General features: G+C 73.4%; 20 protein-coding genes. 15 read left to right on the top strand and 5 right to left on the bottom strand.

The features are described from left to right. Positions 1 to 3: 3 nt before the first annotated feature. On the bottom strand, positions 4 to 1,038 hold the full coding sequence (locus E1193_RS02865; RefSeq protein ID WP_243707247.1) for a LacI family DNA-binding transcriptional regulator: 1,035 nt from the start codon (positions 1,036 to 1,038) through the stop codon (positions 4 to 6). A 278-nt stretch (positions 1,039 to 1,316) separates the two neighbouring features. Between E1193_RS02865 and galT the strand changes: the two genes are divergently transcribed. Both galT and E1193_RS02875 read left to right on the top strand, forming a co-directional pair. Continuing rightward, positions 1,317 to 4,751, top strand: a complete 3,435-nt coding sequence (gene galT, locus E1193_RS33920) for a galactose-1-phosphate uridylyltransferase (protein ID WP_347877008.1) — start codon at positions 1,317 to 1,319, stop codon at positions 4,749 to 4,751. A 61-nt stretch (positions 4,752 to 4,812) separates the two neighbouring features. Further along, positions 4,813 to 6,282 carry an FAD-dependent monooxygenase gene (locus E1193_RS02875; RefSeq protein ID WP_243707248.1) on the top strand — a complete coding sequence of 490 codons (1,470 nt, stop codon included), beginning with the start codon at positions 4,813 to 4,815 and terminating at the stop codon, positions 6,280 to 6,282. Positions 6,283 to 6,298: 16 nt separating this feature from the next. On the opposite strand, the gene E1193_RS02880 is transcribed toward E1193_RS02875, so the two are convergent. Continuing rightward, on the bottom strand, positions 6,299 to 7,321 hold the full coding sequence (locus tag E1193_RS02880; RefSeq protein ID WP_132179924.1) for a LacI family DNA-binding transcriptional regulator: 1,023 nt from the start codon (positions 7,319 to 7,321) through the stop codon (positions 6,299 to 6,301). 265 nt (positions 7,322 to 7,586) lie between these two features. On the opposite strand from E1193_RS02880, the gene E1193_RS02885 reads away from it, so the two are divergent. The 11 genes from E1193_RS02885 (at position 7,587) to E1193_RS02935 (ending at position 20,403) form a co-directional block, all read left to right on the top strand. Continuing rightward, complete coding sequence (locus E1193_RS02885) at positions 7,587 to 9,110, top strand: sugar ABC transporter ATP-binding protein (protein ID WP_132179926.1); 1,524 nt, start codon at positions 7,587 to 7,589, stop codon at positions 9,108 to 9,110. Next, complete coding sequence (locus E1193_RS02890) at positions 9,107 to 10,168, top strand: ABC transporter permease (protein WP_132179928.1); 1,062 nt, start codon at positions 9,107 to 9,109, stop codon at positions 10,166 to 10,168. The genes E1193_RS02885 and E1193_RS02890 overlap by 4 nt, the downstream gene beginning before the upstream one ends. Further along, entirely contained in the window at positions 10,158 to 11,219 is a 1,062-nt protein-coding gene (locus tag E1193_RS02895) for an ABC transporter permease (RefSeq protein WP_132179930.1), read from the top strand. The genes E1193_RS02890 and E1193_RS02895 overlap by 11 nt, the downstream gene beginning before the upstream one ends. A 35-nt stretch (positions 11,220 to 11,254) precedes the next feature. Beyond that, positions 11,255 to 12,334 carry a rhamnose ABC transporter substrate-binding protein gene (rhaS, locus tag E1193_RS02900; RefSeq protein WP_132179932.1) on the top strand — a complete coding sequence of 360 codons (1,080 nt, stop codon included), beginning with the start codon at positions 11,255 to 11,257 and terminating at the stop codon, positions 12,332 to 12,334. Positions 12,335 to 12,396: 62 nt separating this feature from the next. Continuing rightward, positions 12,397 to 12,753 carry an L-rhamnose mutarotase gene (locus E1193_RS02905; RefSeq protein ID WP_132179934.1) on the top strand — a complete coding sequence of 119 codons (357 nt, stop codon included), beginning with the start codon at positions 12,397 to 12,399 and terminating at the stop codon, positions 12,751 to 12,753. Further along, complete coding sequence (gene rhaI, locus E1193_RS02910) at positions 12,750 to 13,931, top strand: L-rhamnose isomerase (protein WP_132179936.1); 1,182 nt, start codon at positions 12,750 to 12,752, stop codon at positions 13,929 to 13,931. Before E1193_RS02905 ends, rhaI begins: the two co-directional genes overlap by 4 nt. 26 nt (positions 13,932 to 13,957) lie before the next feature. Beyond that, positions 13,958 to 16,000 (top strand): bifunctional aldolase/short-chain dehydrogenase, encoded by a 2,043-nt coding sequence (locus E1193_RS02915; RefSeq protein WP_243707249.1) that lies wholly within the window; start codon positions 13,958 to 13,960, stop codon positions 15,998 to 16,000. 62 nt (positions 16,001 to 16,062) lie between these two features. After that, a complete protein-coding gene (locus E1193_RS02920; protein WP_243707250.1) occupies positions 16,063 to 17,583 on the top strand; it encodes a rhamnulokinase family protein in 1,521 nt (506 codons plus the stop codon). Further along, positions 17,583 to 18,377, top strand: a complete 795-nt coding sequence (locus E1193_RS02925) for a (Fe-S)-binding protein (RefSeq protein WP_132179938.1) — start codon at positions 17,583 to 17,585, stop codon at positions 18,375 to 18,377. The genes E1193_RS02920 and E1193_RS02925 overlap by 1 nt, the downstream gene beginning before the upstream one ends. Then, on the top strand, positions 18,374 to 19,804 hold the full coding sequence (locus E1193_RS02930) for a lactate utilization protein B (RefSeq protein ID WP_132179940.1): 1,431 nt from the start codon (positions 18,374 to 18,376) through the stop codon (positions 19,802 to 19,804). The genes E1193_RS02925 and E1193_RS02930 overlap by 4 nt, the downstream gene beginning before the upstream one ends. Continuing rightward, positions 19,801 to 20,403, top strand: coding sequence for an LUD domain-containing protein (locus E1193_RS02935; protein ID WP_165945613.1), 603 nt, complete (start codon positions 19,801 to 19,803; stop codon positions 20,401 to 20,403). The genes E1193_RS02930 and E1193_RS02935 overlap by 4 nt, the downstream gene beginning before the upstream one ends. Before the next feature lie 258 nt (positions 20,404 to 20,661). Here E1193_RS02935 and E1193_RS02940 read toward each other — a convergent pair whose 3' ends face one another. From E1193_RS02940 to E1193_RS02950, 3 genes are all read right to left on the bottom strand, one after another. Beyond that, positions 20,662 to 21,780, bottom strand: a complete 1,119-nt coding sequence (locus E1193_RS02940) for a Vms1/Ankzf1 family peptidyl-tRNA hydrolase (protein WP_132179944.1) — start codon at positions 21,778 to 21,780, stop codon at positions 20,662 to 20,664. A 135-nt stretch (positions 21,781 to 21,915) separates the two neighbouring features. Then, complete coding sequence (locus E1193_RS02945; protein ID WP_132179946.1) at positions 21,916 to 22,173, bottom strand: hypothetical protein; 258 nt, start codon at positions 22,171 to 22,173, stop codon at positions 21,916 to 21,918. A 293-nt stretch (positions 22,174 to 22,466) separates the two neighbouring features. After that, positions 22,467 to 23,720, bottom strand: coding sequence for an MFS transporter (locus E1193_RS02950; protein ID WP_243707251.1), 1,254 nt, complete (start codon positions 23,718 to 23,720; stop codon positions 22,467 to 22,469). Between the two features lie 442 nt (positions 23,721 to 24,162). Here E1193_RS02950 and E1193_RS02955 point away from each other — a divergent pair, with 442 nt between their 5' ends. Then, positions 24,163 to 24,951 (top strand): hypothetical protein, encoded by a 789-nt coding sequence (locus E1193_RS02955; protein WP_132179948.1) that lies wholly within the window; start codon positions 24,163 to 24,165, stop codon positions 24,949 to 24,951. Further along, the coding region (locus E1193_RS02960; RefSeq protein ID WP_132179950.1) for a CocE/NonD family hydrolase at positions 24,948 to 26,218 on the top strand (1,271 nt) is incomplete at its 3' end. The genes E1193_RS02955 and E1193_RS02960, both read left to right, overlap by 4 nt.

Below are 26,218 nucleotides of genomic sequence, written 5' to 3' on the forward strand. Positions count from 1 at the left end.
CCTCTAGGCAGGGGAGGATCTGCGGACGACGAGCGTCGTGGGCACGGTGATGGACAGCGGGTTCCGCCCGGCGGTGATGTCGGCGAGCAGCCGGACCATCTCCTCGCTGATCCGCTCCAGCGGCTGGCGCACCGTGGTCAGTGGCGGGTCGAGCGTGGCGGCCAGCCCGGAGTCGTCGAAACCGACGACGCGCACGTCGCGGGGCACGTGGCGGCCGGCCTCGCGCAGCACCGGGAGAGCCCCGGCGGCAAGGGCGTCGGAGGCGGCGAAGACCGCGTCGAGGTCGGCGGCCCGGTCCAGCAGGGCGCGCATGGCCGTCTCGCCGCCTTCCCGGCTCCAGTCGGCGTGCGCGATCCGGGCCGGCTCCACCGCGAGCCCGTGCGCGGTCAGCGCGTCGGTGTAGCCGTGCAGCCGGTCCACTCCGCCGGAGGTGTCCTGCGGGCCGGTGATCGTGGCGATCCGCCGGCACCCGGCGGCGAGCAGGTGTTCGACCGCGGACCGCGCGCCCGATCGGTCGTCCGCCGCCACCGAGCTGATCACCTGCTCGTAGCCGAGCACCCGGCCGCAGGCCACGATCGGCACCTCGGCGCGCACCAGCTGGCCGAGCAGTGGGTCGCCGGAGTGCGGGGAGACCAGCAGCACGCCGTCGACGTGGCCGCCGGACAGGTACGACACGGCCCTGTCGCGTTCCGTGGCGGTCGCCGCGATCATCAGGATCAGCGTCTGCTCCCGCGCGGAGAGGGCCTGGGCGACGCCGCGCAGCAACACGGCGAAGTTCGAATCCTCGAAGAGCAGGTGCTGCGGTTCGGTGAGCAGGAAGGCGATCGATCCCGACCTGCCGGTGGCCAGGGACCGCGCGTGCGGGTTGGCGGTGTAGCCGGTGCGGGCGATCGCGTCGCGCACCAGCCGGACCGCCTCGGGGCTCACCCAGTCGTGGCCGTTGAGGACGCGGGAGACCGTGGCGTACGAGACCCCCGCCACCCGAGCGACGTCGCGGATGGTGGGCCGCTTACGCCCAGGCCCGGACGGGTTCGGCACGGGCGTGATCATACTCTGCGTCGTTCCGTCACGCCGTGACCGCGCTGGCGGCCACCGGTGGCAATGGTCCTTCGTGGTCGGGCTGACCGGTACGAGGACCGGCCGAGGCCCGCGCCCGTCCGGGACGGGGCGCCGGAGCGGAACATGTAACCGGTTACAGTGAGGGCGCAGGGGCGGGTGCCATGACCTAGATTCCCTCCCGTCAGGCGCCTGTGTCCCGGGCCTCTCAGGGGCACCGTGGCCTGTGACCGATTACAGTCGAAGTACCCGGAGGGCTGATGACCACCGATCCGCTGCCGTGGCCCGATCCGCTCTCCGTGCGCCATCACCCCTGGGTGGCCCCGTCACGCCGACCCCGGATGAGCAACGACGAGGACGCCCGCCCCGGGCTGTCGCTGACCAACCGGTACCTGACGCGCGACGGCGCACCCGTCATCCCCGTCTCCGGCGAGCTGCACTACAGTCGCGTGCCTCGGCACCGCTGGGCCGAACGCCTCCGGCAGATGCGCGCGGGCGGAATCACCGTGGTGGCCACCTACGCCTTCTGGATGCACCACGTCGAACACCGCGGCGCTCCACGTTTCGACGGCAACCTCGACGTGGCCGCCTTCGTCGACCTCTGCGCCGAGGCCGGCCTCGACGTGGTCCTGCGGATCGGCCCCTGGTGCCACGGGGAGGTACGCAACGGCGGCTTCCCCGACTGGGTCCAGCGGGCCCCGGTACGGCACCGCACCGACGACCCCGGCTACCTGGAACTGGTCCGGGCATGGTGGGGTCAGCTCGCCGCCGCCCTGGCCGGCCGCTGCTCACCGGCGGGCACGGTGCTCGGCATCCAGTTGGAGAACGAGCTGTACGACCAGCCGGGGCACCTGATCACGCTCAAGCGGCTGGCCCGCGAGGCCGGGCTGTCCGCGCCGCTGTGGACGGCGACCGCCTGGGGCGGCGCCGACCTGCCCGAGGCCGAGGTGCTGCCCCTGTTCGGCGGCTACGGCGACGGCTTCTGGGTGGACGCCGACGCCCCCTGGGACCCCACCTTCCGGGACCACTACTTCTTCTCCCACGTCTGGGACGACCCCGGCATCGGCGCCGACGTGCGCCGTGCGCAGGAGACCGGCCCGGCGCACGCCCCGGCGCGCACCCCCTCGCCGCTGTTCCCGGCCGCGACCTGCGAGCTGGGCGGTGGCATGGCCACCGCCTACCACCGGCGCCCGCGCCCCACGGCACTCGACATCGCCGCCATCGCCCACTGCAAGATCGGCAACGGGTCGGCCTGGCAGGGCTACTACATGTACGCCGGCGGCACCAACCCGCCCGGCGAGAGCGGGATGCAGGAGTCACACGAGACGGGCTACCCCAACGACATGCCGCGCCTGGGGTACGACTTCCACGCCCCGATCGGCGAGGCCGGCACCCTCGCCCCCAGCCATGCCGAGCTCCGGCGCCAGCACGCCTTCCTGGCCGCCTTCGGGCCACGACTCGCCGAGATGCCCTCCAGCCTGCCGGACGTCCGGCCGTCCGGCGTGACGGACGACCGGACGCTGCGGTGGGCGCTGCGCAGCGACGGCCGCAGCGGCTTCCTCTTCGTCGCCTGGCACCAACCACACTGTCCGCTGCCCGCCTACCACGGCGCCCGCTTCCGGATCACCCTCGACGACACCGAGCTGGTGCTGCCGTCGCGCCCGGTGGACATCCCCGCCGGTACGCTGGCCCGCTGGCCGATCAACCTCACCGCCGGCGGCGTGCGCCTCGCCTGGGCCACCGCCTCGGCGTTGACCCTGCTGCCCGGCGCGGTACCGACGCTGGTGCTGGTGGCCGACGCGGGCATCGAAGCCGAGCTGGCCGTCGAGGACGGCGGCGTACGGGTCCGGCAGGTCGCGCCCGGCCTGTCCCCGGTGCGGCTCACCACCGACGCGGGCGTCCTGGACGTGCTGGTCCTGCCGGCCGAGACCGCCGGCTCGACCTGGGTCTGCGAGGACGGGGGACGGCGGCTGCTGCTCAGCGACGACGAACTGCGGTGGGGACCGGACGGCCGGGTCACGGTCAGGGCGACCGGAACCCCCCGCGTGCAGGCGTACGACCCGCACGCGCGTGCCTTCACCGAGCTGGCGATCCCGTCGGGGCCGGCGCCCGGCGCCGTGGACGCCGCCGTCGAACCCCGCCGCGCGGCGGCCGCGACGGTCCCGGTCACCTACGGCAAGCACGACGGCCGTGAGTCGGCGCCGACGCCCGAGGTGTTCGACGACCTCGCCGCCGTCTACCGGCTCGGCCTGCCGGACTGGGCGGCCGACCCGACGCACGACGCGCTGCTGGAGATCGACTGGGCCGGGGACGTCGGGCAGCTGCGCGTCGACGGGCGTCCGGTCACCGACCGGTTCTGGGACGGTTCCCGCTGGATCGTCAACCTCCACGACGCCGGCTACCGCGACGGCGGCGAGGTGACGCTGCACCTGCTTCCGCTGGCGGCCGGTTCCCCGGTGTCGCTGCCGCCCGCCGCCCGCGACCGCCTGGTCGGCACCGGCAGCCAGCTGCTCGCCGTCGACCGGGTGCGTGTGGTCGGGCACCTTACGACCGCGGAACCGGAGCGGGTCCACCGGGTCCGCAAGACGGTGCGGTGGATGGCCGACGGCCGGGAGATCATCTACTTCGACGACACCGAGCCGTACCTCGGCGGCGGTGCGGTCCGAACGGCGGCCGACACCCGGGCGTTGCCACCCGCCGACGAGGTGGTGCGGGGCGCCTCCCAGATCCGGTACGACCCGCTGACCGGCGAGTGGATCGCCATGGCGTCGCACCGTAACGACCGCACCTTCCTGCCCGCCGCCGACCAGGACCCGCTGGCGCCGACGGTGCCGGGCGGTTTTCCCACGGAGGTCGCCGAACCCACGTACGACGTGGTGGTCTTCGAGAACCGGTTCCCGTCCTTCTCTCCTCGGGTCGGCGGCGAACCCGGCCTGCTGGACGGGGATCCACTCTGGCCGGTACGCCCCGCGAACGGCCGCACCGAGGTGGTCTGCTTCTCGGCGGCGCCGGAGGGCTCGTTCGGGTCGCTCAGCCCGCACCGGGCCCGCACCGTGATCGAGGCGTGGGCGGACCGGACCGAGGAACTGGGCCGCCTGCCCGGCGTCGAGCACGTCTTCGTCTTCGAGAACCGGGGGCGGGAGATCGGCGTGACGCTGCCGCACCCGCACGGGCAGATCTACGCGTTCCCGTTCCTGCCGCCGAAGGTGGCCCGGATGCTCGAGATGGCCGCAAGGCACCGGGAGGCCACCGGCGGCGTTCTCTTCCGCGACGTGCTCGACGCCGAGCGCCGCGCCGGCACCCGGGTGGTCCTGACCTCCGCGCACTGGACCGCGTACGTGCCAGCGGCTGCCCGCTGGCCGGTCGAGGTGCACCTGGCGCCGCACCGGGACGTCCGCGACCTGCCCGAACTGACCGGGCCCGAACGCGACGACCTGGCCCGGATCTACCTGAACGTACTGGGCCGGCTGGACCGGTACTTTCCGGGGCCGGAGCCGCTGCCGTACATCGCCGGCGTCCACCAGGCGCCGACCCGCACCGGACGTGATCTGTTCCGCCTGCACCTGCAGGTGTTCTCGATCATGCGGGCGCCGCAGCGGCTGAAGTACCTGGCCGGGGTCGAGTCGGCGATGGGCGCCTGGATCAGCGACACCACGCCCGAGCGCATCGCGGCCCGGCTGCGCGAGGTGGGTTGACCCGGCTGGCCCGGCCGGGGGTCCGGTCGCGACCGGCCATTGTGCGACGATCGTCTCCGTCATGCCGAGCGGCCCCGTCGGCAGGTCTGCCCCGGCGTACGGTCGCCGGCGGGTCGGCGAGGAGCCCCGTACCTCGTACCTCTTGGAGAGCAGGATGTCCCTCTCCCCGGCTCGGGTCTTCGCCGCGCTGAACGCGGTGCCACCGCCCGAGCAGGCGTCCCCGGTCATGGGCAGAGCCGTCGTGATCGGCGGCAGTGTCGCCGGGTTGCTGGCCGCCCGGGTGTTGTCCGACCACGCGGAGCGCGTCGTCGTCATCGACCGGGACGACCTGCGGGTCACCGGCGTGCGGCCCGGCGTGCCACAGGGAACGCAACTGCACGCGCTGCTGCCCGGCGGCCTGCTCCACCTCGAGCGGCTGTTCCCCGGCTTTCGGGAGCGAGCCCTGGCCCGAGGGGCGGTCGAGGCGCCGCCCGAGGCCCGGCGCAGCTACCTCGACGGCCGCCTGAAGGTCGTCGTGCCCGGGGACGCGGACAGCCTGTCGGGCAGCCGGCCCCTCCTGGAAGGGCTGATCCGTCAGCAGGTGCTGCGCCTGCCCAACGTCACGACGGTCACCGCCCGCGCCACGGGCCTCGTGTTCGACGACGGCGGAGCCGCCGGGGTCCGCTGCGACGTCGACGGGGTGCCCGGAATCGAGAGCGCCGACTTCGTGGTCGACGCGATGGGACGTTCGAGCAGGCTGTCCGACTGGCTGGAGCGTGGCGGTTGGGACCGGCCCGCCGCCCGGCGGATGACCGTGCGCCTCAACTACGCGACGGCCCTGTTCCGACGCCGGGAACCCAACCCGGAGTTCCCGGTGGTCCTGGCACTGCACAGTCCGGGCGGGTCGTCGGACGTGGCCGGCGCCGCGTTCTTCGCCGTCGAGGATGGCCGGTGGATGGCCATGATGGCCGGTTACGGGGACAACCGCCCGGGGCGGACCGCCGAGGACTTCGTACGCCGGTTGCGCGACCAGTTCCCGCCGGAGTTCGGCGACGTCGCCGGCGACGAGATGCTCGGTGAGGTCCAGACGTACCACCACGCCGACAGCCGGCGGCGGGACTTCCATGCGCTGAAGCGCTTTCCGGCCCGGCTCGTCAGCGTCGGCGACGCGGTGGCGTCGTTCAACCCGGTCTACGGGCAGGGGATGACGGCGGCGGCCCTGCACGCGGCCTGCCTGTCGACGCACCTGCGTTCCCGCCCGGCCCTGGGCGTGCCCGCGCGCCGGTTCCTCGACCTGCAGCAGGTCGTGGTCGAGGCCGCCTGGTCGACCTCGACCTCCGCGGATCTGGCGCTGCCGCATGTCGACGGGCCCTACCCGCGCGGCTACCGGCTGTCCAGCTGGGTCAGCAGGCAGATCATCACGGCCACCGTCACGGACGTGACGGTGGCGCGGCGGTTCAACGACGTGGTCTCCATGTGTGCACACCCGAGCTCGTTGGCCACACCCGGCGTGGTACTGGCTGCCCTGCGTGCCAACCGGCGGGCCCGGTGACCGGATGGCGCGGCGGTCAGCGCCGGGCCTGGTCGCTGGAGTGGCGGACGACGAGTTCCGGTTGGAAAACGACGTGCCGGTGCCGGTGCGTCGCGCCGGCCTCGGCCTCCTCCAGCAGCAGTTGGGCGGCCGTACGCCCCAGCTGCTCACGCGGCTGGCGGACCGAAGACAGCGGAACCGCGGCCGCCCCGGCGAACTCGATGTCGTCGTAGCCGACGATCGCGACATCGTCGGGCACCCGCAGCCCGCGCGTGGTCAGCTCCTGGAGCACGCCGAGCGCGATCAGGTCGTTGGCGCAGAACACGGCGGTCGGACGCTGGGCGGCGGGCAGGGCGACGAGTTCCGCGGCGGCCCGGCGGCCGGCGGACACCGTCAGGGTGTCGGTGGGGGCCACCCGCAGCTCGCTGGTGTCGCCGTGCGCGGCCAGCGCCGCCGCGGCACCGGCGTGCCGGTCGGCCACCTGCGGGATCGTGAAGGGCCCGCCGAGGTACGCGACGTGGCGGTGGCCCCGCTCCAGCAGGTGCTCCATGGCCAGCCGGCCGCCCAGCACGTCGTCGACGGCGACGGAGCAGCAGCTGGCCCGGCCGGATTCGCGATCGACCAGGACGACCGGAATGCCACGGTTGTGCAGGCGTTCCAGGTCGGGTTGGCCGCCATGGCCGACCGGTGTGATGAGGACCCCGCGTACCCGCTGCTCCTCGAGCAGTTCCAGGTGCCGGCGCTCCCGGGCGCGGTCCTCGCCGCTGTTGCAGACGACGAGCATGGCGCCTGCCTCCTCGACCACCTGCTCCGCGCCGCGCACGACGTCGGTGAAGAAGGGGTTGGCGACGTCGAGGACGACGATGGCGATCGTGCGGCTGTGCCCGGCGCGCAACTGGCGGGCGGAGTCGTTACGGACGTAGCCCAGCTCGGCGATGGCGTCGAGGACCCGCTGCCGGGTGGCGGGTGCGACCCGGTTCGGCCGGTTGAGCACGTTGCTCACGGTGCCCAGGGAGACGCCGGCGTGCCGTGCCACCTCCTTGATGCTTGCGGCTGACATGGCTCCCTCCCTCGGCGCGCGGCGCTGGTGTCCGACACCGCCGGGCCGCCCGGCGATCGGGGCAGTCTATAACCTCTGAAATGTTTCACCGAGCACGATGGCGGACCGTCGGAGTGTTCCGCGCCCGCCGGCAGGGCTGTGGTGGCTGCGTGGAGCCCGGTTCCGCAAACCCGAAGGGAAAGGGCCTCGAAAGTCTTGACGCCTCGGATGGTCAGCCCCTAGCGTGCTAGCGCAAGCTGCATGAAACGATTCAGAAGGGGGTCGGATGAGCCCCGACGCAGGTGAGAGCACCTCATCCCCGCTGCTCGTCCTCGACGACATCGCCAAGTCCTTCGGCGCTGTCGCGGCGCTGCGAGGGGTGCGCCTCGCGCTCCACCCCGGCGAGGCCCACGCCCTGGTGGGCGAGAACGGAGCGGGCAAGTCCACCCTCGTCAAGATCCTCGCCGGCGCCCACGCCCCGGACGCCGGCCGGCTGACCCTGGCCGGCAAGCCACTGCTGCTGCGGGGGCCCGCCGACGCCCGTGCCGCCGGGATCGCCGTCATCTACCAGGAGCCGACGCTGTTTCCGGACCTGACGGTCGCGGAGAACATCTTCATGGGCCGGCAGCCCCTGCGGAGCCTGCGTCGCGTCGACACCCGGGCGATGAACCGTGCCGCCGAGCAGTTGTTCGCGCGACTCGGCGTCCGGATCGACCCCGCCCGTCCGGCACGCGGGTTGTCCATCGCCGACCAGCAACTCGTCGAGATCGCCAAGGCGCTCTCCTTCGACGCCCGCGTCCTGGTGATGGACGAGCCGACCGCCGCGCTCTCCGGCGTCGAGGTCGACCGGCTCTTCGGCGTCGCCCGCTCGCTCTGCGAGCGCGGCGCGGCGGTGCTGTTCATCTCCCACCGCTTCGACGAGGTGTTCGACCTGTGCCAGCGGCTCACCGTCCTGCGCGACGGGACCTGGGTCTCCAGCGACCGGACGGCTGACCTCACCGTCGACGAGGTCGTGCGGCGCATGGTCGGCCGGGACGTCGACTCGCTGTTTCCGAAGCAGGACGCCGTGCTGCGCGACACCCTGCTGGAGGTGCGCGGGCTCACCCGCACCGGCGTCTTCTCCGACGTGACCTTCGGCGTCCGTGGTGGGGAGATCGTCGCCCTCGCCGGGCTGGTCGGGGCCGGGCGCAGCGAGGTGGCCCGCGCCGTCTTCGGCGTCGACCGCTACGACGCCGGCGAGGTCCGGGTCGCCGGCCGGGCCCTGCCGCCGGGCAAGCCCGGCAAGGCGATCGCCGCCGGCTTGGCGCTCGTGCCCGAGGACCGCCGCCAGCAGGGCCTGGTCATGGAACTCTCGGTGGAGCGCAACGCCACCCTGGCCCGCCGTGGGGCGCTGGCCCGGCTGGGCCTGCTCCTCGGCGGCGCGGAGCGGGCCGAGGCACGACAGTGGACCCGCCGGCTGCGGGTGAAGACCGCCCGGCTCACCGCCGCGGTGGGCACCCTGTCCGGCGGCAACCAGCAGAAGGTCGTTCTGGCCAAGTGGCTCGCCACCCACCCGCGGGTCCTCATCATCGACGAGCCCACCCGTGGCATCGACGTCGGCACCAAGTCCGAGGTCCACCGACTGCTGTCCGAGCTGGCCGGCGAGGGAATGGCCATCCTCATGATCAGCAGCGAGCTGCCGGAGGTGCTCGGCATGGCCGACCGGGTGCTGGTCATGCACGAGGGCCGCCTGGTCCGCGAGTTGTCCCGCGACGAGGCCGACGAGACGTCCGTCATGTTCGCCGCGACCGGTCAAGGAGCGATCGCATGAGCCGCACCGACGCCGGCGTCACCGAACGGCCCACCGGCGCCCCGCCCGCCGGCGCGGGCCGGCCCGGCCGCGGTCTCACCGAGCGACTGCTCGCCGTCCGGGAGTTGAGCCTGTTGCTCGCCCTGGGCGCGCTGGTCCTGGTCACCACGCTGCACAACGACCGCTTCCTCAGCAGCCAGAGCGTCAAGGACCTGCTGTTGGGCTGCGCGATCCTGGTGATCCTCGCGGTCGGCCAGACCCTGGTCATCGTCACCCGCAACGTCGACCTGTCCGTCGGGTCGATCCTGGGGCTGGTGGCGTTCGCCACCGGCGAGCTGTTCCTCGCCGCGCCCGGCACCCCGTGGCCGGTCGCGCTGGTGACCGGCGTCGCGCTCGGCGCGGTGTGCGGGGCCGTCAACGGCGGCCTCATCGCCGTGGCCAGGGTTCCCGCGTTGGTCATCACCCTGGGCACCCTGTACGCGTTCCGTGGCGTCGACTACTACTGGGCGGCCGGTCAGCAGATCAATGCCGCCGACATGCCCCGGTCGTTCCTGCGGCTGGGCAACCAGACCCTGCTGGGCGTACCCGTCCTGTTCCTGGTCGCGCTGGTCGTCGTCGCCGTCGCCGGCTTCTACCTGCGCTCCTTCCGCAGTGGTCGCGAGCTCTACGCCATCGGCTCCGAGCCGACCGCCGCCCGGCTGTCCGGCATCCCGGTCGGCCGGCGGGTGTTCGCCGTCTTCGTCGCCAGCGGGGCACTGGCCGGTCTCGCCGGCGTGCTGTACGCGGCCCGGTTCGGCACGCTCGACGCGGCTGCCGGCACCGGCCTGGAACTTCAGGTCGTCGCCGCCGCGGTCGTCGGCGGCGTGGCCATCTTCGGCGGCAGCGGCAGCGTGTACGGCGCGGCGCTGGGCGCCGTCCTGCTGACCATGATCGGCAGTTCACTGGCAGTCCTGCGCATCGATCCGTTCTGGCAGCAGGCCGTGGTCGGCGCGCTCATCCTCGCCGCCATCGGCCTGGACCGGCTCCTGGCCCTCCGGATGGCGGCCCGGCTCCGAGGGAGAAGCGCCCATGGCGCATGACAGCCTGACCCCCGCTCCGCCGGCCGGCGGGGGTGCCGTGCGCGAGCCGGGCCGCCGGGTCGGCCTCGGCGCGCCGCTCGGCTCCTGGGACGCGGCGATCGTCGCCGGGCTGGTCGTGGCCGTGCTGGTGGCCGGCGCGGCGGTGCCGAACTTCGCCACCGGCCGCAACGCCCAGTTCCTGCTGCTCGACCTGGTGCCGCTGGCCCTGCTCGCGCTGCCGATGACGTTGATCGTCGTCACCGGTGAGATCGACCTGTCGGTGGCCAGTATGGTCGGCCTGTGCAGCACCCTGATGGGGCAGTTGTGGCTGTCCAGCGGGCTGTCGCTGGAGCTGATCTGCGTGTTGGTGGTGCTGCTGGGAGCCCTGCTCGGCGCGGTCAACGGCGTGTTCGTCACCGGCTTCGGCCTGCCGTCGCTGGCGGTGACCATCGGAACGCTCGCGCTGTACCGGGGGCTGTCGTTCGTCGTCCTCGGCGACCAGGCGGTCGCGGACTTCCCGGCCGGCTGGACCGCCGCCGTGGTGCGGCCGATGCCCGGCACGTCCATCCCCGTCATGGTCGTCCCGGTGCTCCTGCTGGCGCTGGTGTTCGGCGTCGTCCTGCACGCCACCCCGGTCGGGCGGGCGTTGTACGCCATGGGCAACAACGCCGAAGCCGCCACCTTCGCCGGGGTGTCGGTGGCCCGGACGAAGTTCTGGCTGTTCGTGGCCTCCGGAGCCGTCTGCGGGTTGGCCGGCCTGTTCTGGACCCTGCGCTACGCCAGCGCCCGTGGTGACAACGCCACCGGCCTGGAGCTGACCGTGGTGACCGCCGTGCTGCTGGGCGGCGTGTCCATCTTCGGGGGCCGGGGCCGGCTGCTCGGCGTGGTGGCCGGCGTCCTGTTGCTCGGGGTCGTCCGCAACGCGCTGCAACTGGCCGACGTCGATGCCAACGCGCTGACGATCGTCACCGGCACCCTGCTCATCGCCTCCGTGGTCCTGCCCAACGCGGTCGGGGACGCCCGCGCCCGGCTGCACCGACGACGGCAACGCGCGCAGGTCGCTGCGCCGTGACCGTCCCCACCCCCACCTCCCCCGGAAGGATATCGATGGTCACCCTTTCCCGGCTCCGCCTCGGAGCCACCGCGCTGACCCTGACCGCTCTGGTGCTGGGCACCGCCGCCTGCGGCGGCACCACCCGGGACAACGCCGGCAGTGACTCCGGCGGCAACCAGGCCGGCGGCACCGCGAACCCGCAGGCCCCGATCAAGGAGGGCCTCAAGATCGCCTTCCTGCCCAAGCAGGTGAACAACCCGTACTTCACCACCGCCGACAACGGCGGCAAGGAGGCGGTCACCGAGGTCAAGGGCGAGTTCAAGGAGGTCGGCCCGTCCGAGGCCAGCGCCTCCTCCCAGGTCAGCTACATCAACACCCTGTCCCAGCAGGGCATGGATGTCATTGTGACCTCGGCGAACGACCCGAACGCGATCTGCGGCGCGCTGAACCAGGCCAAGGCGGCCGGCGCGAAGATCGTGACCTTCGACTCCGACACCAAGCCGGAGTGCCGGCAGATCTTCGTCAACCAGGTGACTGCCCAGGGTATCGCGGAGAACCAGGTCAAGCTCATCTCCGAGCAGATCGGCGGCGAGGGTGAGATCGCCATCCTGTCGGCGACCGCCAACGCCACCAACCAGAACGCGTGGATTGAGCTGATGAAGGAGGAGCTGAAGAAGCCCGAGTACAGCAAGATCAAGCTGGTCACGGTGGCGTACGGCAACGACGACGACCAGAAGTCCTTCCAGGAGATGCAGGGCCTGCTGCAGGCGTACCCGAACCTGAAGGGCGTCATCTCCCCGACCACCGTCGGTGTCGCCGCCGCCGCGCGTTACCTCAGCGGGTCGCAGTACAAGGGCAAGGTCAAGCTGACCGGCCTGGGCACCCCGAACCAGATGCGCGAGTACGTCAAGGACGGCACCGTCGACGCGTTCGCCCTGTGGAACCCGGCCGACCTCGGCTACCTCGCCGCGTACGCCGGCGCGGCGCTGGCCTCCGGCCAGATCACCGGCGCCGAGGGCGACAAGTTCACCGCCGGCAAGCTCGGTGAGTTCACCGTCGGCAAGGACGGTGTGGTCGTCCTCGGTCCGCCCACCGTCTTCGACAAGAGCAACATCGACAAGTTCAATTTCTAATCATCTCCGGTCGGTGCCGCCCGTTCTGGCGGCGCCGGCCGGGGCCTGTCGATGGGAGAGCCATGCCCCGTGTCTGCTTCACCCTGCAGGTCGATCCGGCCCGGCTGGACGAGTACCGCGCCCGCCACGAGCGGGTCTGGCCCGAGATGTTGACCGCCCTGGCCGAGAGCGGGTGGCGCGACTACTCGCTGTTCCTCCGCGAGGACGGCCTGCTCGTGGGGGTCCTGACCACCGACGACTTCGCGGCGGCCCAGGCCGCGATGCAGGACCGCGACGTCAACGCCCGCTGGCAGGCGGAGATGGCGCCCTTCTTCCTCAACCTCCACGACGACGAGACCGCCGACCGGGCCATGCGACCGCTTGACGAGGTCTTCAACCTCGACGCGCAGCTCGCCGCCCAGAAGGGAGAGCAGGCATGACGCAGCCCGACGCAGCGACCCGGGAGCGGATCACGCAGGCCCTGCGCGGCCAGCGCATCGAAACCCCCTCGTGGGCGTACGCGAACTCCGGCACCCGGTTCAAGGTCTTCCCACAGGAGGGCGTGCCCCGCAACCCGTACGAGAAGATCGCCGACGCGGCCGTGGTGCACCGCCTCACCGGCGTGGCGCCGACGGTGGCCCTACACATCCCGTGGGACCGCGTCGACGACTACGCCAACCTGGCGGGGTACGCCGCCGACCAGGGCGTCGCCCTCGGTGCGATCAACGCCAACGTTTTCCAGGACAACGACTACAAGCTGGGCAGCGTCACCAACCCCGACCCGGCGGTGCGCCGCAAGGCGATCGACCACCTGCTCGACTGCGTGGACATCATGGACGCCACCGGTTCACGCGATCTCAAGCTGTGGTTCTCCGACGGCACCAACTACCCCGGCCAGGACGACTTCCGGGCCCGGCAGGACCGGCTCGCCGTCGCCCTGCGCGAGACCTACGACCGGCTCGGCGACGACCAGCGGATGCTCCTGGAGTACAAGCTGTTCGAGCCGGCCTTCTACACCACCGACGTGCCCGACTGGGGCACCGCGTACGCGCACTGCCTCGAACTCGGGCCGAAGGCGCAGGTGGTCATCGACACCGGGCACCACGCGCCCGGCACGAACATCGAGTTCATCGTGGCGTTCCTGCTGCGGGCCGGGAAGCTGGGGGCCTTCGACTTCAACTCCCGCTTCTACGCCGACGACGACCTGATGGTCGGCGCCGCGGACCCGTTCCAACTGTTCCGCATCATGTACGAGATCGTCCGGGGCGACGCCCTGCGCCCGGAGGCCGGCATCGCGTTCATGCTCGACCAGTGCCACAACATCGAGCCCAAGATCCCCGCGATCATCCGTTCGGTGCTCAACGTGCAGGAGGCCACCGCCAAGGCGCTGCTCGTCGACGCCGACGCGCTCGCCGCCGCGCAGCGGGCCGGTGACGTGCTCGGCGCCAACGCGGTGCTGATGGACGCGTACCACACCGACGTGCGACCGCTGCTCGCCGAACTCCGCGCCGACCTGGGCCTCGACCCGGACCCGATGGCCGCCTACGCCCGCTCCGGCTACTTCGAGAAGATCCGCGCCGAACGCGCCGGCGGCCAGCAGGCCGGCTGGGGCGCCTGACCACACCCAGAACGCAGACAGGGGACATGAGGACGATGCACTCCGAGGTTCAGGCGCTCGTCGCCCGCAGCAACCGGCTCGGCGCCGACCCGACCACGACCAACTACGCCGGCGGTAACACCTCGGCCAAGGGCGAGACCACCGACCCGGTGACCGGCGGGCCGGTGGAGCTGCTGTGGGTCAAGGGCTCCGGTGGCGACCTCGGCACCCTCACCGAGGCCGGCCTGGCGGTGCTCCGGCTCGACCGGCTCCGTGCTCTGGGCGACGTCTACCCAGGTGTCGAGCGGGAGGATGAGATGGTTGCCGCGTTCGACTACTGCCTGCACGGGCGGGGCGGCGCGGCACCGTCGATCGACACCGCCATGCACGGCCTGGTCGACGCCCCACACGTCGACCACCTGCACCCCGACGCCGGCATCGCCATCGCCACCGCCGCCGACGGACCCGAGCTGACCAAGGAGATCTTCGGCGAGCGGGTGCTCTGGGTGCCGTGGCGGCGGCCCGGCTTCCAGCTCGGCCTCGACATCGCCGCCGTCGCGAGGGCCAACCCGCAGGCGATCGGCGTCATCCTCGGCGGGCACGGCATCACCGCGTGGGGGGCGACCAGCGAGGAGTGCGAACGCCACTCGCGGGAGATCATCCGCACCGCGCAGGCGTACCTCGACGAGCGGGGTCGGCCGGAGCCGTTCGGCGCGGTGGCCGCCGGCTACGAGCCGCTGCCGCCGGCGCAACGGCGGGCCCGGGCCGCGGCGCTGGCGCCGGTCCTGCGCGGCCTGGCCTCGACCGATCGTCCGCAGGTCGGGCACTTCACCGACAGCGACGTGGTGCTCGACTTCGTCGCCCGCGAGCGGCACCCCGCGCTCGCGGCGCTCGGCACCTCGTGCCCGGACCACTTCCTGCGTACCAAGGTCCGTCCGATGGTGCTCGACCTGCCGCCGACCGCGCCGCTGGCGGACACCGTCGCGCGGCTCAGGGAACTGCACGCCGTCTACCGGGACGACTATCGCGCCTACTACGAGCGGCACGCCGGCCCGGACAGCCCGCCGATGCGCGGCGCCGACCCGGCCGTCGTCCTCATCCCGGGCGTGGGCATGTTCAGCTACGGGGCCAACAAGCAGACCGCCCGGGTCGCCGGGGAGTTCTACGTCAACGCGATCAACGTGATGCGCGGCGCCGAGTCGGTGTCGCGGTACGCGCCGATCTCCGAGGCGGAGAAGTTCCGCATCGAGTACTGGGCCCTCGAGGAGGCCAAGCTCGCCCGGATGCCCAAGCCGAAGCCGCTGGCGACCCGGATCGCCCTGGTCACCGGGGCCGGGTCCGGCATCGGCCGCGCGATCGCCCACCGGCTCGCCGCCGAGGGCGCCTGCGTGGTCGTCGCCGACCGGGACGCCGCCGCCGCCGAGACGGTCGCCGGTGAGCTGGGCGGCGGCGACGTCGCGGTGGCCGTGCCGGTGGACGTCACCGACGCCGAGGCGGTGGCCGCCGCGGTCCGCGCGACGGTGCTCGCCTACGGCGGGCTCGACCTCGTCGTCAACAACGCCGGGCTGTCGCTGTCGAAGTCGTTGCTGGAGACCACCGAGGCGGACTGGGACATCCAGCACGACGTGATGGCCAAGGGTTCCTTCCTGGTCTCGCGCGAGGCCGCCCGGGTCCTCATCGACCAGGGGATGGGCGGGGACATCGTGTACATCTCCAGCAAGAACTCCCTGTTCGCCGGCCCGAACAACGTCGCGTACGGCGCGGCAAAGGCCGACCAGGCCCATCAGGTCCGCCTGCTCGCCGCGGAGCTGGGCGGGCACGGCATCCGGGTCAACGGCGTCAACCCCGACGGTGTGGTGCGCGGCTCCGGCATCTTCGCCGGCGGCTGGGGCGCCCAACGCGCCGCCGTCTACGGCGTGCCGGAGGAGAAGCTGGGGGAGTTCTACGCCCAGCGCACCCTGCTCAAGCGGGAGGTGCTGCCAGAACACGTGGCGAACGCGGTCTTCGTGCTCACCGGCGGCGACCTGTCCCACACCACGGGTCTGCACGTCCCCGTGGACGCCGGCGTCGCCGCGGCCTTCCTCCGCTGACCGGGCCGGAGCGGAGCCATGAGGAGCAGGGGAGGTTCGATGGGTGACGGGCAGGGTGCGCGGTGGCCCGAGGTGGTGACGGGGCGGGCAGGCGGGCGCGGGCCGTCGCTGGGCAGCCGGCCCCGCCGGGCCGGGCGGGGTACGCGGTGAGCGGCGCGGTCACCGTCGCCGCCGTCGACCTGGGCGCGTCCAGCGGCCGGGTCATGGTCGGCCGCGTCGACGCCGGGCGGGTGGAACTCACCGAGGCGCACCGCTTCACCAACGAGCCCGTCCGCGTGGGCGACACCCTGCACTGGGACATCCTCCGCCTGTGGCAGGGCGTCCGCGCCGGCCTGCGGGCCGCCGGTCCGGTGGCGAGCATCGGCGTCGACTCCTGGGCCGTCGACTACGGGCTGCTCGACGCCTCGGGGGCGCTGCTGGGCAACCCGGTGCACTACCGCGACGCGCGCACCGACGGGGTGGCCGATCGGGTGGCGACGCAGCTCGGCCGGGAGCGCCTCTACGCCACCACCGGCCTGCAACAGCTGCCGTTCAACACCCTCTACCAACTGGCGGCGGCGGCCGGGACCCCGCAGCTGGCCGCCGCCCACCGGCTCCTGCTCATCCCGGACCTCATCACGTACTGGCTCACCGGCCGGATCGGCGCCGAGCGCACCAACGCCTCCACGACCCAGCTGTACGACCTGCGCCGGCGGGCCTGGGCCACGGAGCTGATGGCAGACGTGGGCATCCGTGCCGACCTGTTCCCGCCGCTGCAGGAGCCGGGCAGTCGGGTCGGACCGGTCCGACCCGACCTGGACCTGCCCGGCACGCCCGAGGTGGTGGCGGTCGGCTCCCACGACACCGCGTCCGCCGTCGCCGGTGTGCCGGCGGCGGGGGAACGGTTCGCCTACATCTCCTGCGGGACCTGGTCCCTCGTCGGGGTCGAACTGGACGCTCCGGTGCTCACCGAGGCGAGCCGGCGGGCCAACTTCACCAACGAGTCCGGCGTCGACGGCACGATCCGCTACCTGCGCAACGTGATGGGCCTGTGGCTGTTGCAGGAGTCGCTGCGCACCTGGGGGAACGCCGACCTGCCCGAGCTGTTGCGGCAGGCCGCCCGGGAGCCGGCCCTGCGCTCCGTCGTCGACCCGGACGACCCGGTCTTCCTGCCCCCCGGCGACATGCCGGCGCGGCTCGCCGACGCCTGCCGGCGCGCCGGCGAGCCGGTACCCGACAGCCGGGCCGCCACTGTCCGCTGCGTCATCGACAGCCTGGCGCTGGCACACCGGCGGGCCGTGCGCCAGGTCCAGCAGCTCTCCGGCCGGGACGTCGAGGCCGTGCACGTCGTCGGCGGCGGCGCCCGCAACGAGCTGCTCTGCCAGTTGACCGCCGACGCCTGCGGGCTGCCGGTGATCGCCGGGCCGGTCGAGGCCACCGCGCTCGGTAACATCCTGGTGCAGGCCCGGACCGCCGGCGTCGTCGGCGGTGACCTGGCGGCCCTGCGGTCCCTGCTGCGCGAGACCCAGCGCCTCGACCGGTACGAACCGCAGGGCGACCAGCCGACCTGGCAGGCCGCCGAACACCGGATGGGTGGTGGGTGATGCGTGTCGCGTTGTTCGTGACGTGCCTGGCCGACACGCTGTTCCCGCAGGCGGCGATGGCGACGGTACGGCTGCTGGAGCGCCTCGGCCACGAGGTCGTCTTCCCCGAGGGGCAGACCTGCTGCGGGCAGATGCACATCAACACCGGCTATCCACACGACGCGCTGCGGCTGGTGCGCCGGCACGTACGGGTCTTCGCCCCGTACGACGTGGTCGTGGCCCCGTCCGGCTCCTGCGTCGGTTCGGTGCGGCACCAGCACGCCACGGTCGCCCGGGGCGCGGGGGACGAGCGGCTGGCCAGCCGGGCCGAGGACGTCGCCGCCCGCACGTACGAGCTGTCGGAGTTCCTGGTGGACGTGCTCGGGGTGACGGACGTGGGGGCGTACTACCCGCACCGGGTGACGTACCACCCGACCTGCCACTCGCTGCGGATGCTGCGGGTGGGGGACCGGCCGTTGCGGCTGCTGCGCGCGGTGCGCGGGCTGGACCTGGTGGAGCTGCCGCAGGCGGAGCAGTGCTGCGGTTTCGGCGGCACGTTCGCGGTGAAGAACGCCGACACCTCGACCGCGATGCTCGCTGACAAGATGCGTCACGTGCTGGCCACCGGGGCCGACGTGTGCACCGCCGGGGACGCGTCCTGCCTGATGCACATCGGTGGCGGACTGTCCCGGCTGCGCGCCGGCGTCCGGACCGTCCACCTGGCCGAGATCCTGGCCAGCACCGAGGCCGGCGTCGCCGGCACGCCGGACGGCGGAGCGGTCGCGCCGGCACCGACCACGGGAGGTACGAGATGACCCGGTCCTTCCTCGGCATGCCGGCCACCGCGCCGCCCGGCGTCGGGCACCTGCGCGGCTCCGAGCCGTTCCCGGTCGCCGCCCGGCGGGCGCTGTCCGACGCCCAACTACGCCGTAACCTCGGTCACGCCACCGCCACCATCCGCAGCAGGTCGGCCGCCGTGGTCGGCGAGGTGCCGGACTGGCCGCAGCTGCGGGCCGCCGGGCGGGCCATCAAGACCGACACCATGGCCCGCCTGCCCGAGTTGCTGGAGCAGTTGGAGGCGGCGGTCGCGGCGGCCGGCGGCACGGTGCACTGGGCCGCCGACGCGGTGGAGGCCAACCGGATCGTCACCGACCTGGTCCGGGCGGCCGGCGCGGACCGGGTGATGAAGGTCAAGTCGATGGTCACCCAGGAGATCGGCCTCAACGAGGCCCTGCTCTCCGCCGGGATCGAGCCCGTCGAGACCGACCTCGCCGAGCTGATCGTGCAGCTCGGCGACGACCGGCCCAGCCACATCCTGGTGCCGGCGATCCACCGCAACCGGGCGGAGATCCGGGAGATCTTCCTGCGGGCGATGCCGGGCGTGGACCCGGCGCTCACCGACGAGCCGGCGGCCCTGGCCGCCGCCGCGCGGCGGCACCTGCGGCAGACGTTCCTGAGCACGCGGGTGGCCGTCTCCGGGGCGAACTTCGCCGTCGCCGAGACCGGCACCCTCGCCGTGGTCGAGTCCGAGGGCAACGGGCGGATGTGCCTCACCCTGCCGGAGACCCTGATCACCGTGATGGGTATCGAGAAGGTCATCCCCACCTGGCGGGACCTGGAGGTCTTCCTCCAGCTGCTGCCCCGGGCGTCCACCGGGGAGCGGATGAACCCCTACACCTCGATGTGGACCGGTGTCACCCCGGGTGACGGACCGCAGACGTTCCACCTGGTGTTGCTCGACAACGGGCGCAGCGCGGTGCTCGCCGACCCGGTCGGCCGGCAGGCGTTGCACTGTATCCGCTGCTCGGCCTGCCTGAACGTCTGTCCGGTCTACGAACGCACCGGCGGGCACGCGTACGGGTCGGTCTACCCGGGGCCGATCGGGGCGGTGCTCTCCCCGCAGCTCACCGGCGTCGAGGACAACGCCTCCCTGCCGTACGCGTCGTCGCTCTGCGGCGCCTGCTACGACGCCTGTCCGGTGATGATCGACATCCCGTCCATCCTGGTCCACCTGCGCGGCCGGGTGCCGCACCCGAAGGCCGAGGCGGCGGCGATGGCCGCCGCCGCCTACACGATGGACCATCCGGCGTTGTACGCGGCCGCGCAGCGCGCCGCGCGGCTGGGCCGGCTCGCCGGCCGGCGGGGGCGGGGCCTGCCGCCGCCGCTGTCCGGCTGGACCGCCAGCCGCGACCTGCCGGAGCCGCCGCCGCAGACCTTCCGCCAGTGGTGGGCCGAGCGGTGACGGCACGTGAGCTGATCCTCGGCCGCCTCCGGGCCGCGCTCGGCGGACCGGAGCCGGTGCCGGTCGAGGTGGCCCGGGACTACCGGGGCGCCGGCTCCGTCGCCGCCGATCTCGACGTGTTCGTGGGCCGGCTCACCGACTACCGGGCCACCGTGCACCGGTGCGTCGACGCCGACGTCGCCCGGACCGTCGGCGGGGTGCTCGGCGGCCGGCAGATCGTCGTGCCGCCCGGACTGCCCGGACACTGGCTGCCCGACAGCGTCACCGTGGTGCCGGACGACGACCTCGGCGTCGAGCGGATCGCCGCCGCCGACGGCGTGGTGACCGGCGCGGCGGTAGCGGTCGCCGAGACCGGCACCATCGTGCTCGACGCGGGACCGGACCAGGGCCGCCGGCTCATCACCCTGCTGCCCGACGTGCACGTCTGCGTGCTCCGCGCCGACCAGGTCGTCGCCACCGTGCCGGACGCCCTCGCCCGGGTCGACCCGCACCGGCCCCTGACCTGGATCAGCGGCCCCTCCGCCACCAGCGACATCGAACTCAGCCGGGTCGAGGGCGTCCACGGTCCCCGCAACCTGCATGTCGTCCTCGTCCTGTGATCCACCCCTGGTTGCGCCGTATGGCGCTGACCGCCGTCGCCGAAACCGCCACCTGACGCAACCGGAGGTCGATCACCGGCCGGCACCACCCGACCCACCAGCTGTCCTCGAACCTGGACGGCGGTGTGTGGCGGCGATGAGCGACGGCCCGCGATGACGGCGACACCGGGCGAGGCAGCGGCATCCGTCCGTGCGCGGGCGGAAGGTCGTGGCGGCGGCCGGGCAGGCCGACCGCCGCCGAACGGCCGGGCAGGCGGGTCAGGCGGTGCTGGCGTCGGCGTAGCGCAACACGGCGCCGACGCCGTGGGCCAGTGGCACCTCGCCGGGACCGACGAGGACGAGTTCGGCGTCGGTGCCGGCGATGGCCCGCAGGAGCGCGGCGTCGGCGCGTACCCGCTGGGGGTCGTGCACGCCGAGGGCGCGCAGCGTCTGCTCGTCGGCCGCGACATGGGTGGGGTTGTCGGGGCCGATCCAGAGCGTGTCGGTGGAGGAGGTGTCGTTGACCAGCAGCACGGTGTCGACCTGCCCGCGCTGGAGTCCGGCCACCACCTCGGCCAGGCCGGTCGGCGCCGTGCCGTCGACGGCCTGCGCCCGGAAGCGGTCGACGACCTCCCGGTCGTGTCGGTCGGCCACCTCGGCGATCGCCTGCACGGTCACGTCGTCGAGGGCGGTGTTGTCGGCGCCGGCGTGCCGGGATCCGGCGTCGGTGCGTACCGTCCGGTCGCGCCACCGAACGGGCAGCCGCTCCCGGAACAGTTGTGCTGCCCGGACGTCACCGCCCACCACGATCACCTCGGCGCCCACGGACTCGGCCAGGTCGGCCGCCGCGGCGGCCACGTCGCCGGCGTTGCGCTCCCAGGACACCTCGGCCGCCTGCTGGTAGCGCCGGTGCGACCAGCCTCCGGCCTGCACCTTGGTCAGCGGGAAGCTCTCGCCGCCGTGGACGGTGCGCTGGCGGGGCGTGCCGTCGACGGTGAGCCCCGTGAGGTCGGCGCCGGTGCGGTCCGCGAGCACCCGGACGTGGGGTACCTCGCCGCCGCGTTGGGCGAGCAGCGGCATGGCGTGCGGCAGCGCGCCGACGTGCGCCTCGTCGGTCGGGGGCGGAGCCGGCAGCGGTTCCACCAGGGCTACCTCCCCCGCCCGGGCGAACAGGGCCAACCCGTGCCGGCCGGGCTCGGTGGGACGGTTACGGACGGCCTCGTCCAGCGCGGCCAGGGTGGCGGCGTCGGCCCCCTGGCCGGCCAGCGTCGCGCGCAGCGCCCGCCAGCGCAGCTCGACCTCGTGGTCGGCGTTCGCGCCGACCCGGCTGGTGTCCAGGTAGACCGACGCCCAGGAACCGGGGCGGTTGAAGAGCGGTCGCAGGAAACGCAGGTTCATCAGCTCACCTCTCGTCGTTCGTCCCGGTAACTCCTACCCCGACAGCCCCGGGCGTCACGTCGTCGTCCCGATCGCCACGTCGTGGCGGACCGGTTCGGCGGTCACCGACGGGTGTGTGCCGGCGGGCGTCGCTGGTCAGTCCGGCATGAGCCGGCGCAGGACACCCTTGGCGGTGGCGACGGTGCGGTACGACTGCACCGGGCCGAAGCGGCTCCACGCCGACTCGGCCACCCGGATGCGGTCGATGCCCTGGGCCAGGTCGCTGCCGGACCTGTTCACCCCGGCTACACCCATGACGGTGCCGCCGAACCACAACGCCGACCCGACGTCGTGGACCGCCTGGGCGACGGCGTGGTTGTCGGTCGCGGTCATCATCTGCATGATCGGGCTCATCCGGATCGGTGTACGGGCGTCAGGTCGATAACCCACCGTAGGATTCCGAAAGTGTCTCTGGACCATTTTTCCACCCAAACCATCTTTCTTCGCGACGGGGTTCGGCGACGCTGGCGAGGACGGGCCGACCCCGCCGCGCCGGCCCTCGGCGGATGTGAGGGGCCGGGGGAGGAGGTGGCGCCCCCCGGGATGGACCGACTCGGTCCCGGAGGCTGGCTCCTGGTCGCGTTCGCCGTCGCGGTGGTGCTGCTACTCCGGCCGGTGGTGCTGGCGCTGTGGCCCGTGCAGCGCGCTCACGCCGCCCGCGCGGACGGATCGAGGCGGCCCCGGCGCAGCAGCGCCAGCCAGGTGGCGCCGGCGATCACCATGAGCATGCCGGCGGCGACGGCCACCAACCCGGGTGGGTGCCGGTCGACCAGGATGCCGCCGGCGAGCGAGGACAGGGCCAGGGCCCCGGTGGCGGTGGCGCTCCACAGTGCCATGAGCCGGCCACGTACGGCGTTGTCGGCATGGTGCAGCAGGATGGCGATGGCCACCGGACCGTACAGGACGTCGACGGCCGAGGCGATCGCCCAGCAGGCGAGGGCGAAGCCGACCCCGGGGGCCAGTCCGAACGCGATGGTGGCCAGCCCCTCCCCCAGGCAGGACAGGCCCAGCACGGTCAGCTGCCGCCGGGTGGGCAGCCGCTGGATGCGGGCGGCGGCCCACAGCAGGACGGCGGCTCCGGTGACTCCCTGCGCCGCGTAGAACCAGCCGACGCCGCCGTCCCCGAGCCGGTAGGTCCGGGTGGCGAGGAAGGTCATGGTCACGATCGCCGCGCCGAGGCCGAGGCAGAACAGGGCTTCGACGATCAGCAGGGCGCGGACCTGCCGGTGGCGCAGCGCGTGCCGGACGCCGGCGGCGAGGGCGGTGAGGATGCTGTCGCGGCGGGTCGCCTCGGTGCCACCGCGGCGCTGGCCACCGCGTGCCCGCAGGGTGCACCAGGTGGAGGCGAGGAACGACGCCGCGTTGATGACGAACGCCCACCGCCAGCCGAACAGACTCACCGCCGCCGCGCCGGCCAGCCCACCCACCGCCTGGAACAGCAGGCCGTTGACCTGGACCAGCGCGCCGAACAGCACGTACTCGTCCGGCTCGACCAGGCTCGGCATCCAGGCGTTGCGGGCGGCCTGGAAGGTGAAGCCGGTCGCGGCCGAGACGAACGTCAGCGGGTAGACCAGCCAGATCCACCGGGGGCTGTCGGCGAGCAGGAAGGCGCCGGCGAGCCCGGCGAGTGCCAGGTCGGTGACCACCATGAGGGTACGCCGGTCGATCCGGTCGGCGAGGACACCGGCGAAGCCTCCGACGAGGACACCGGGCAGGTACCGCAGGGCGAGGGTGGCGCCGGCGGCCAGAGCGGCGCCGGTGTGGTGGTAGACCATCGCGAACACGGCGACCGCGCTGAACCACCCCCCGCACACGCTGATCAGGTTGCCCAGCCACAGCCAGCGGAACTCGGTGCGGTCGGAGAGGACGCCGAGCATCCCGGGCGGCGCTGTCGTGGTCACGTCCGGAGCCTAACGACATCGGCAATCATCACCAAGAGCGTTGACAACCATTTTCATCTGATGACATGGTGTGTGCGGTCCACGGTCGGTGACCGAGGGCTCACCCAGCTGAGGAGCGGGTGCTGATGGAGCGCTGCGCCAGCTACGCCGCGCTCGTCGCGAGCCAACGGGACGCCGGCGCGCTTCTGGCCGCGGCCCCGTCGGAAAGTCGTTCCCGAGTCCGGAGGGGAGGTGACATCCATGAAGGTCGAGAAGCTCACGGTGCAGACGGTCCGCGCCTCGGTGCACACGTCGAACCACGCGACGCTGCGCAACGCCAGCGTCGCCTGGCGCAAGCGGTGACGCCGCTGAGCCGGCCCCCGGTGGGCCGGTGAACCGGGGGTGCGTGGGCGGATGTGGCGCCCACGCACCCCTCCCAAGGCTAGATCCCTGATGAGGAGCTATGGACTGGTCCCTGGCCGACCGCCCGCTGCGTCTCGCGCCCGGCGCCGCCGTCGTCCCCACGGCGGACGGCTTCCTGCTGGTCACGCCGACCGAGGACTTCATCACCATCGACGTCGAGCCCGGACGCCGGGACCTGGTCGCATCCCTGCTCGCCGGGGACCTCACCCCGCAGGCGGCGCTCGCGCGGGCCGCCGACGCCGCCGGGTTGCTCGACGCTCTGGCCGACGAGGGGCTTCTCGCGGGGGAGGAGGAAGCCGTTGCCGGGCCGGTGGTGCTGCTGGGCGACGGCGTCCTGGTCGAGCACCTGGGCCACCTGCTGGACGCCGAGCACACCGACGACATCGGCGGCGCGGCGCTGGTCGTCGCGTGCGCCGACTGGCTGCCCGACGCCCGCTGGCGTCGCCTGGACGCCGACTGCGCGGCGGCCGGAGTCGCCTGGCACCGCGGCTACGCCGAAGGTGGGCGCTGGTACGCCGGGCCGCTGTCCGTACCGGGTGCCGGGCCGAGCTACGCCGACCTGCGGTTGCGGCGGCTGGCCGCCAGCCCGTTCCCCGACCAGTTGCTGGCCTACTGGGCCTGGCTCGACTCCGGTGGGCGACCGGCAGGTTCGCCCGAAGCGACGGGGGCGGCGGTGGTGGCGGGCCTCATCGCCGCGGACGTGCGCGCGTACCTGGCGGGCCGTCCCGTTCCCGGGGAGCGGACGCAGTACGGGGTGGACGTCACCGACGGGGTGCTCCGGCGGCACCCGGTGCTGCCGGTGCCGCCGGACGTGATGGTGCACGCGTGACCATCCGGGTCGGCACCGACGTGTGCGGGCTGGCCACCGACGTGTGGCTGCCCGACGGACCGGCGACGGCGATGCTGGTGCGCACCCCGTACGGCACGCCGGGGCTGTGGCCGGAGGCGGCGGCGTACACGGCGGCCGGGTACGCCGTGGTCCTCCAGGACGTGCGAGGCAGGTTTCGATCCTCCGGCGACTTCGCCGCCGGGGCCGACGAGACCGCCGACGGGCACGCCGCCGTCGACTGGGTCACCCGCCAGCCCTGGTCGGACGGGCGGGTGGTGCTCGCCGGTACCGGGTACGAGGCGTACACCGCGTGGTGTGCCAGCGGCCATCCGGCGGTGGTCGGGGTGGTGAGCCGGCAGCCGTGGCCGGCGGGCGACGGGTTCCCGCCGGTGGACGCCGAACTGTGGTGGCGTACCGAGCACGGCAGCGGCCGGGTCGGCCACCCGGGCCTGACCCCACTGGCGACGGCCGTCGCCGATCTGCCGCTGGACGACGAGAAGCTGCCCGACGGGTGGCCGGTCGACGTCCGGCCCTGGCCGCCGAGCGCCGCCGACGTCGCGGTGCCGGGACGACGCGTCGACGAGGCGGTGGCGGCCTGCCGGGCGCCGTCGCTGCACATCGGCAGCTGGTACTGCCGGTCGGCGGCGGCGACCCTGCGGCACGCGGTGCTCGCCGCCGACGCCACCTGTGTGGTCGGTGGCTGGGTGTCGCCGTTGACCCACGAGTTGTCCGCCGAGTGCGCGATCGACGTGCCGGTCGATCCGGACCCGTCGATCATCACGCTGCGGTGGCTCGCCGGCACGCGCGACGGCTGCCGGACGCTCTGGCTGGGCAGCGGAGCCTGGCGCGCGGGCTCCCCGGTGCCCGCGCCGACCGGCACCCGGACGCTGATCTCGACCTCCGACCCGGCCGAGCTGACCGCCGACCCGGCGCGGCCGTACCCGTCGCTGCCGCACTCGGCGGACCTCGGCCAGCTCACGGACGTTCCCGGCGCGCTGGTCACGACGGCGGCGGGCCCACTGGCCTTCCACGGTCACGCCACCTGTCTGCTCTCCGGCCGGGCGGACGCCCCGTCGCAGCTCGTCGCGACCCTCGTGCACGACACCCCGACCGGGGTGCGCACGGTGCTGACCGACGGCGTCACGCAGGTGCCCGACGGGTCGTGGACGGTCGAGATCACCTGCCACCCGGTCGCCGTCGACCTTCCCCCGGGGCACCGCCTGCGGCTGGAACTCACCACCAGCCGGTATCCCCGGCACCCCCGCCC

It is taken from the genome of Micromonospora sp. KC606, from assembly GCF_004348675.1.
Lineage (GTDB): Bacteria > Actinomycetota > Actinomycetes > Mycobacteriales > Micromonosporaceae > Micromonospora.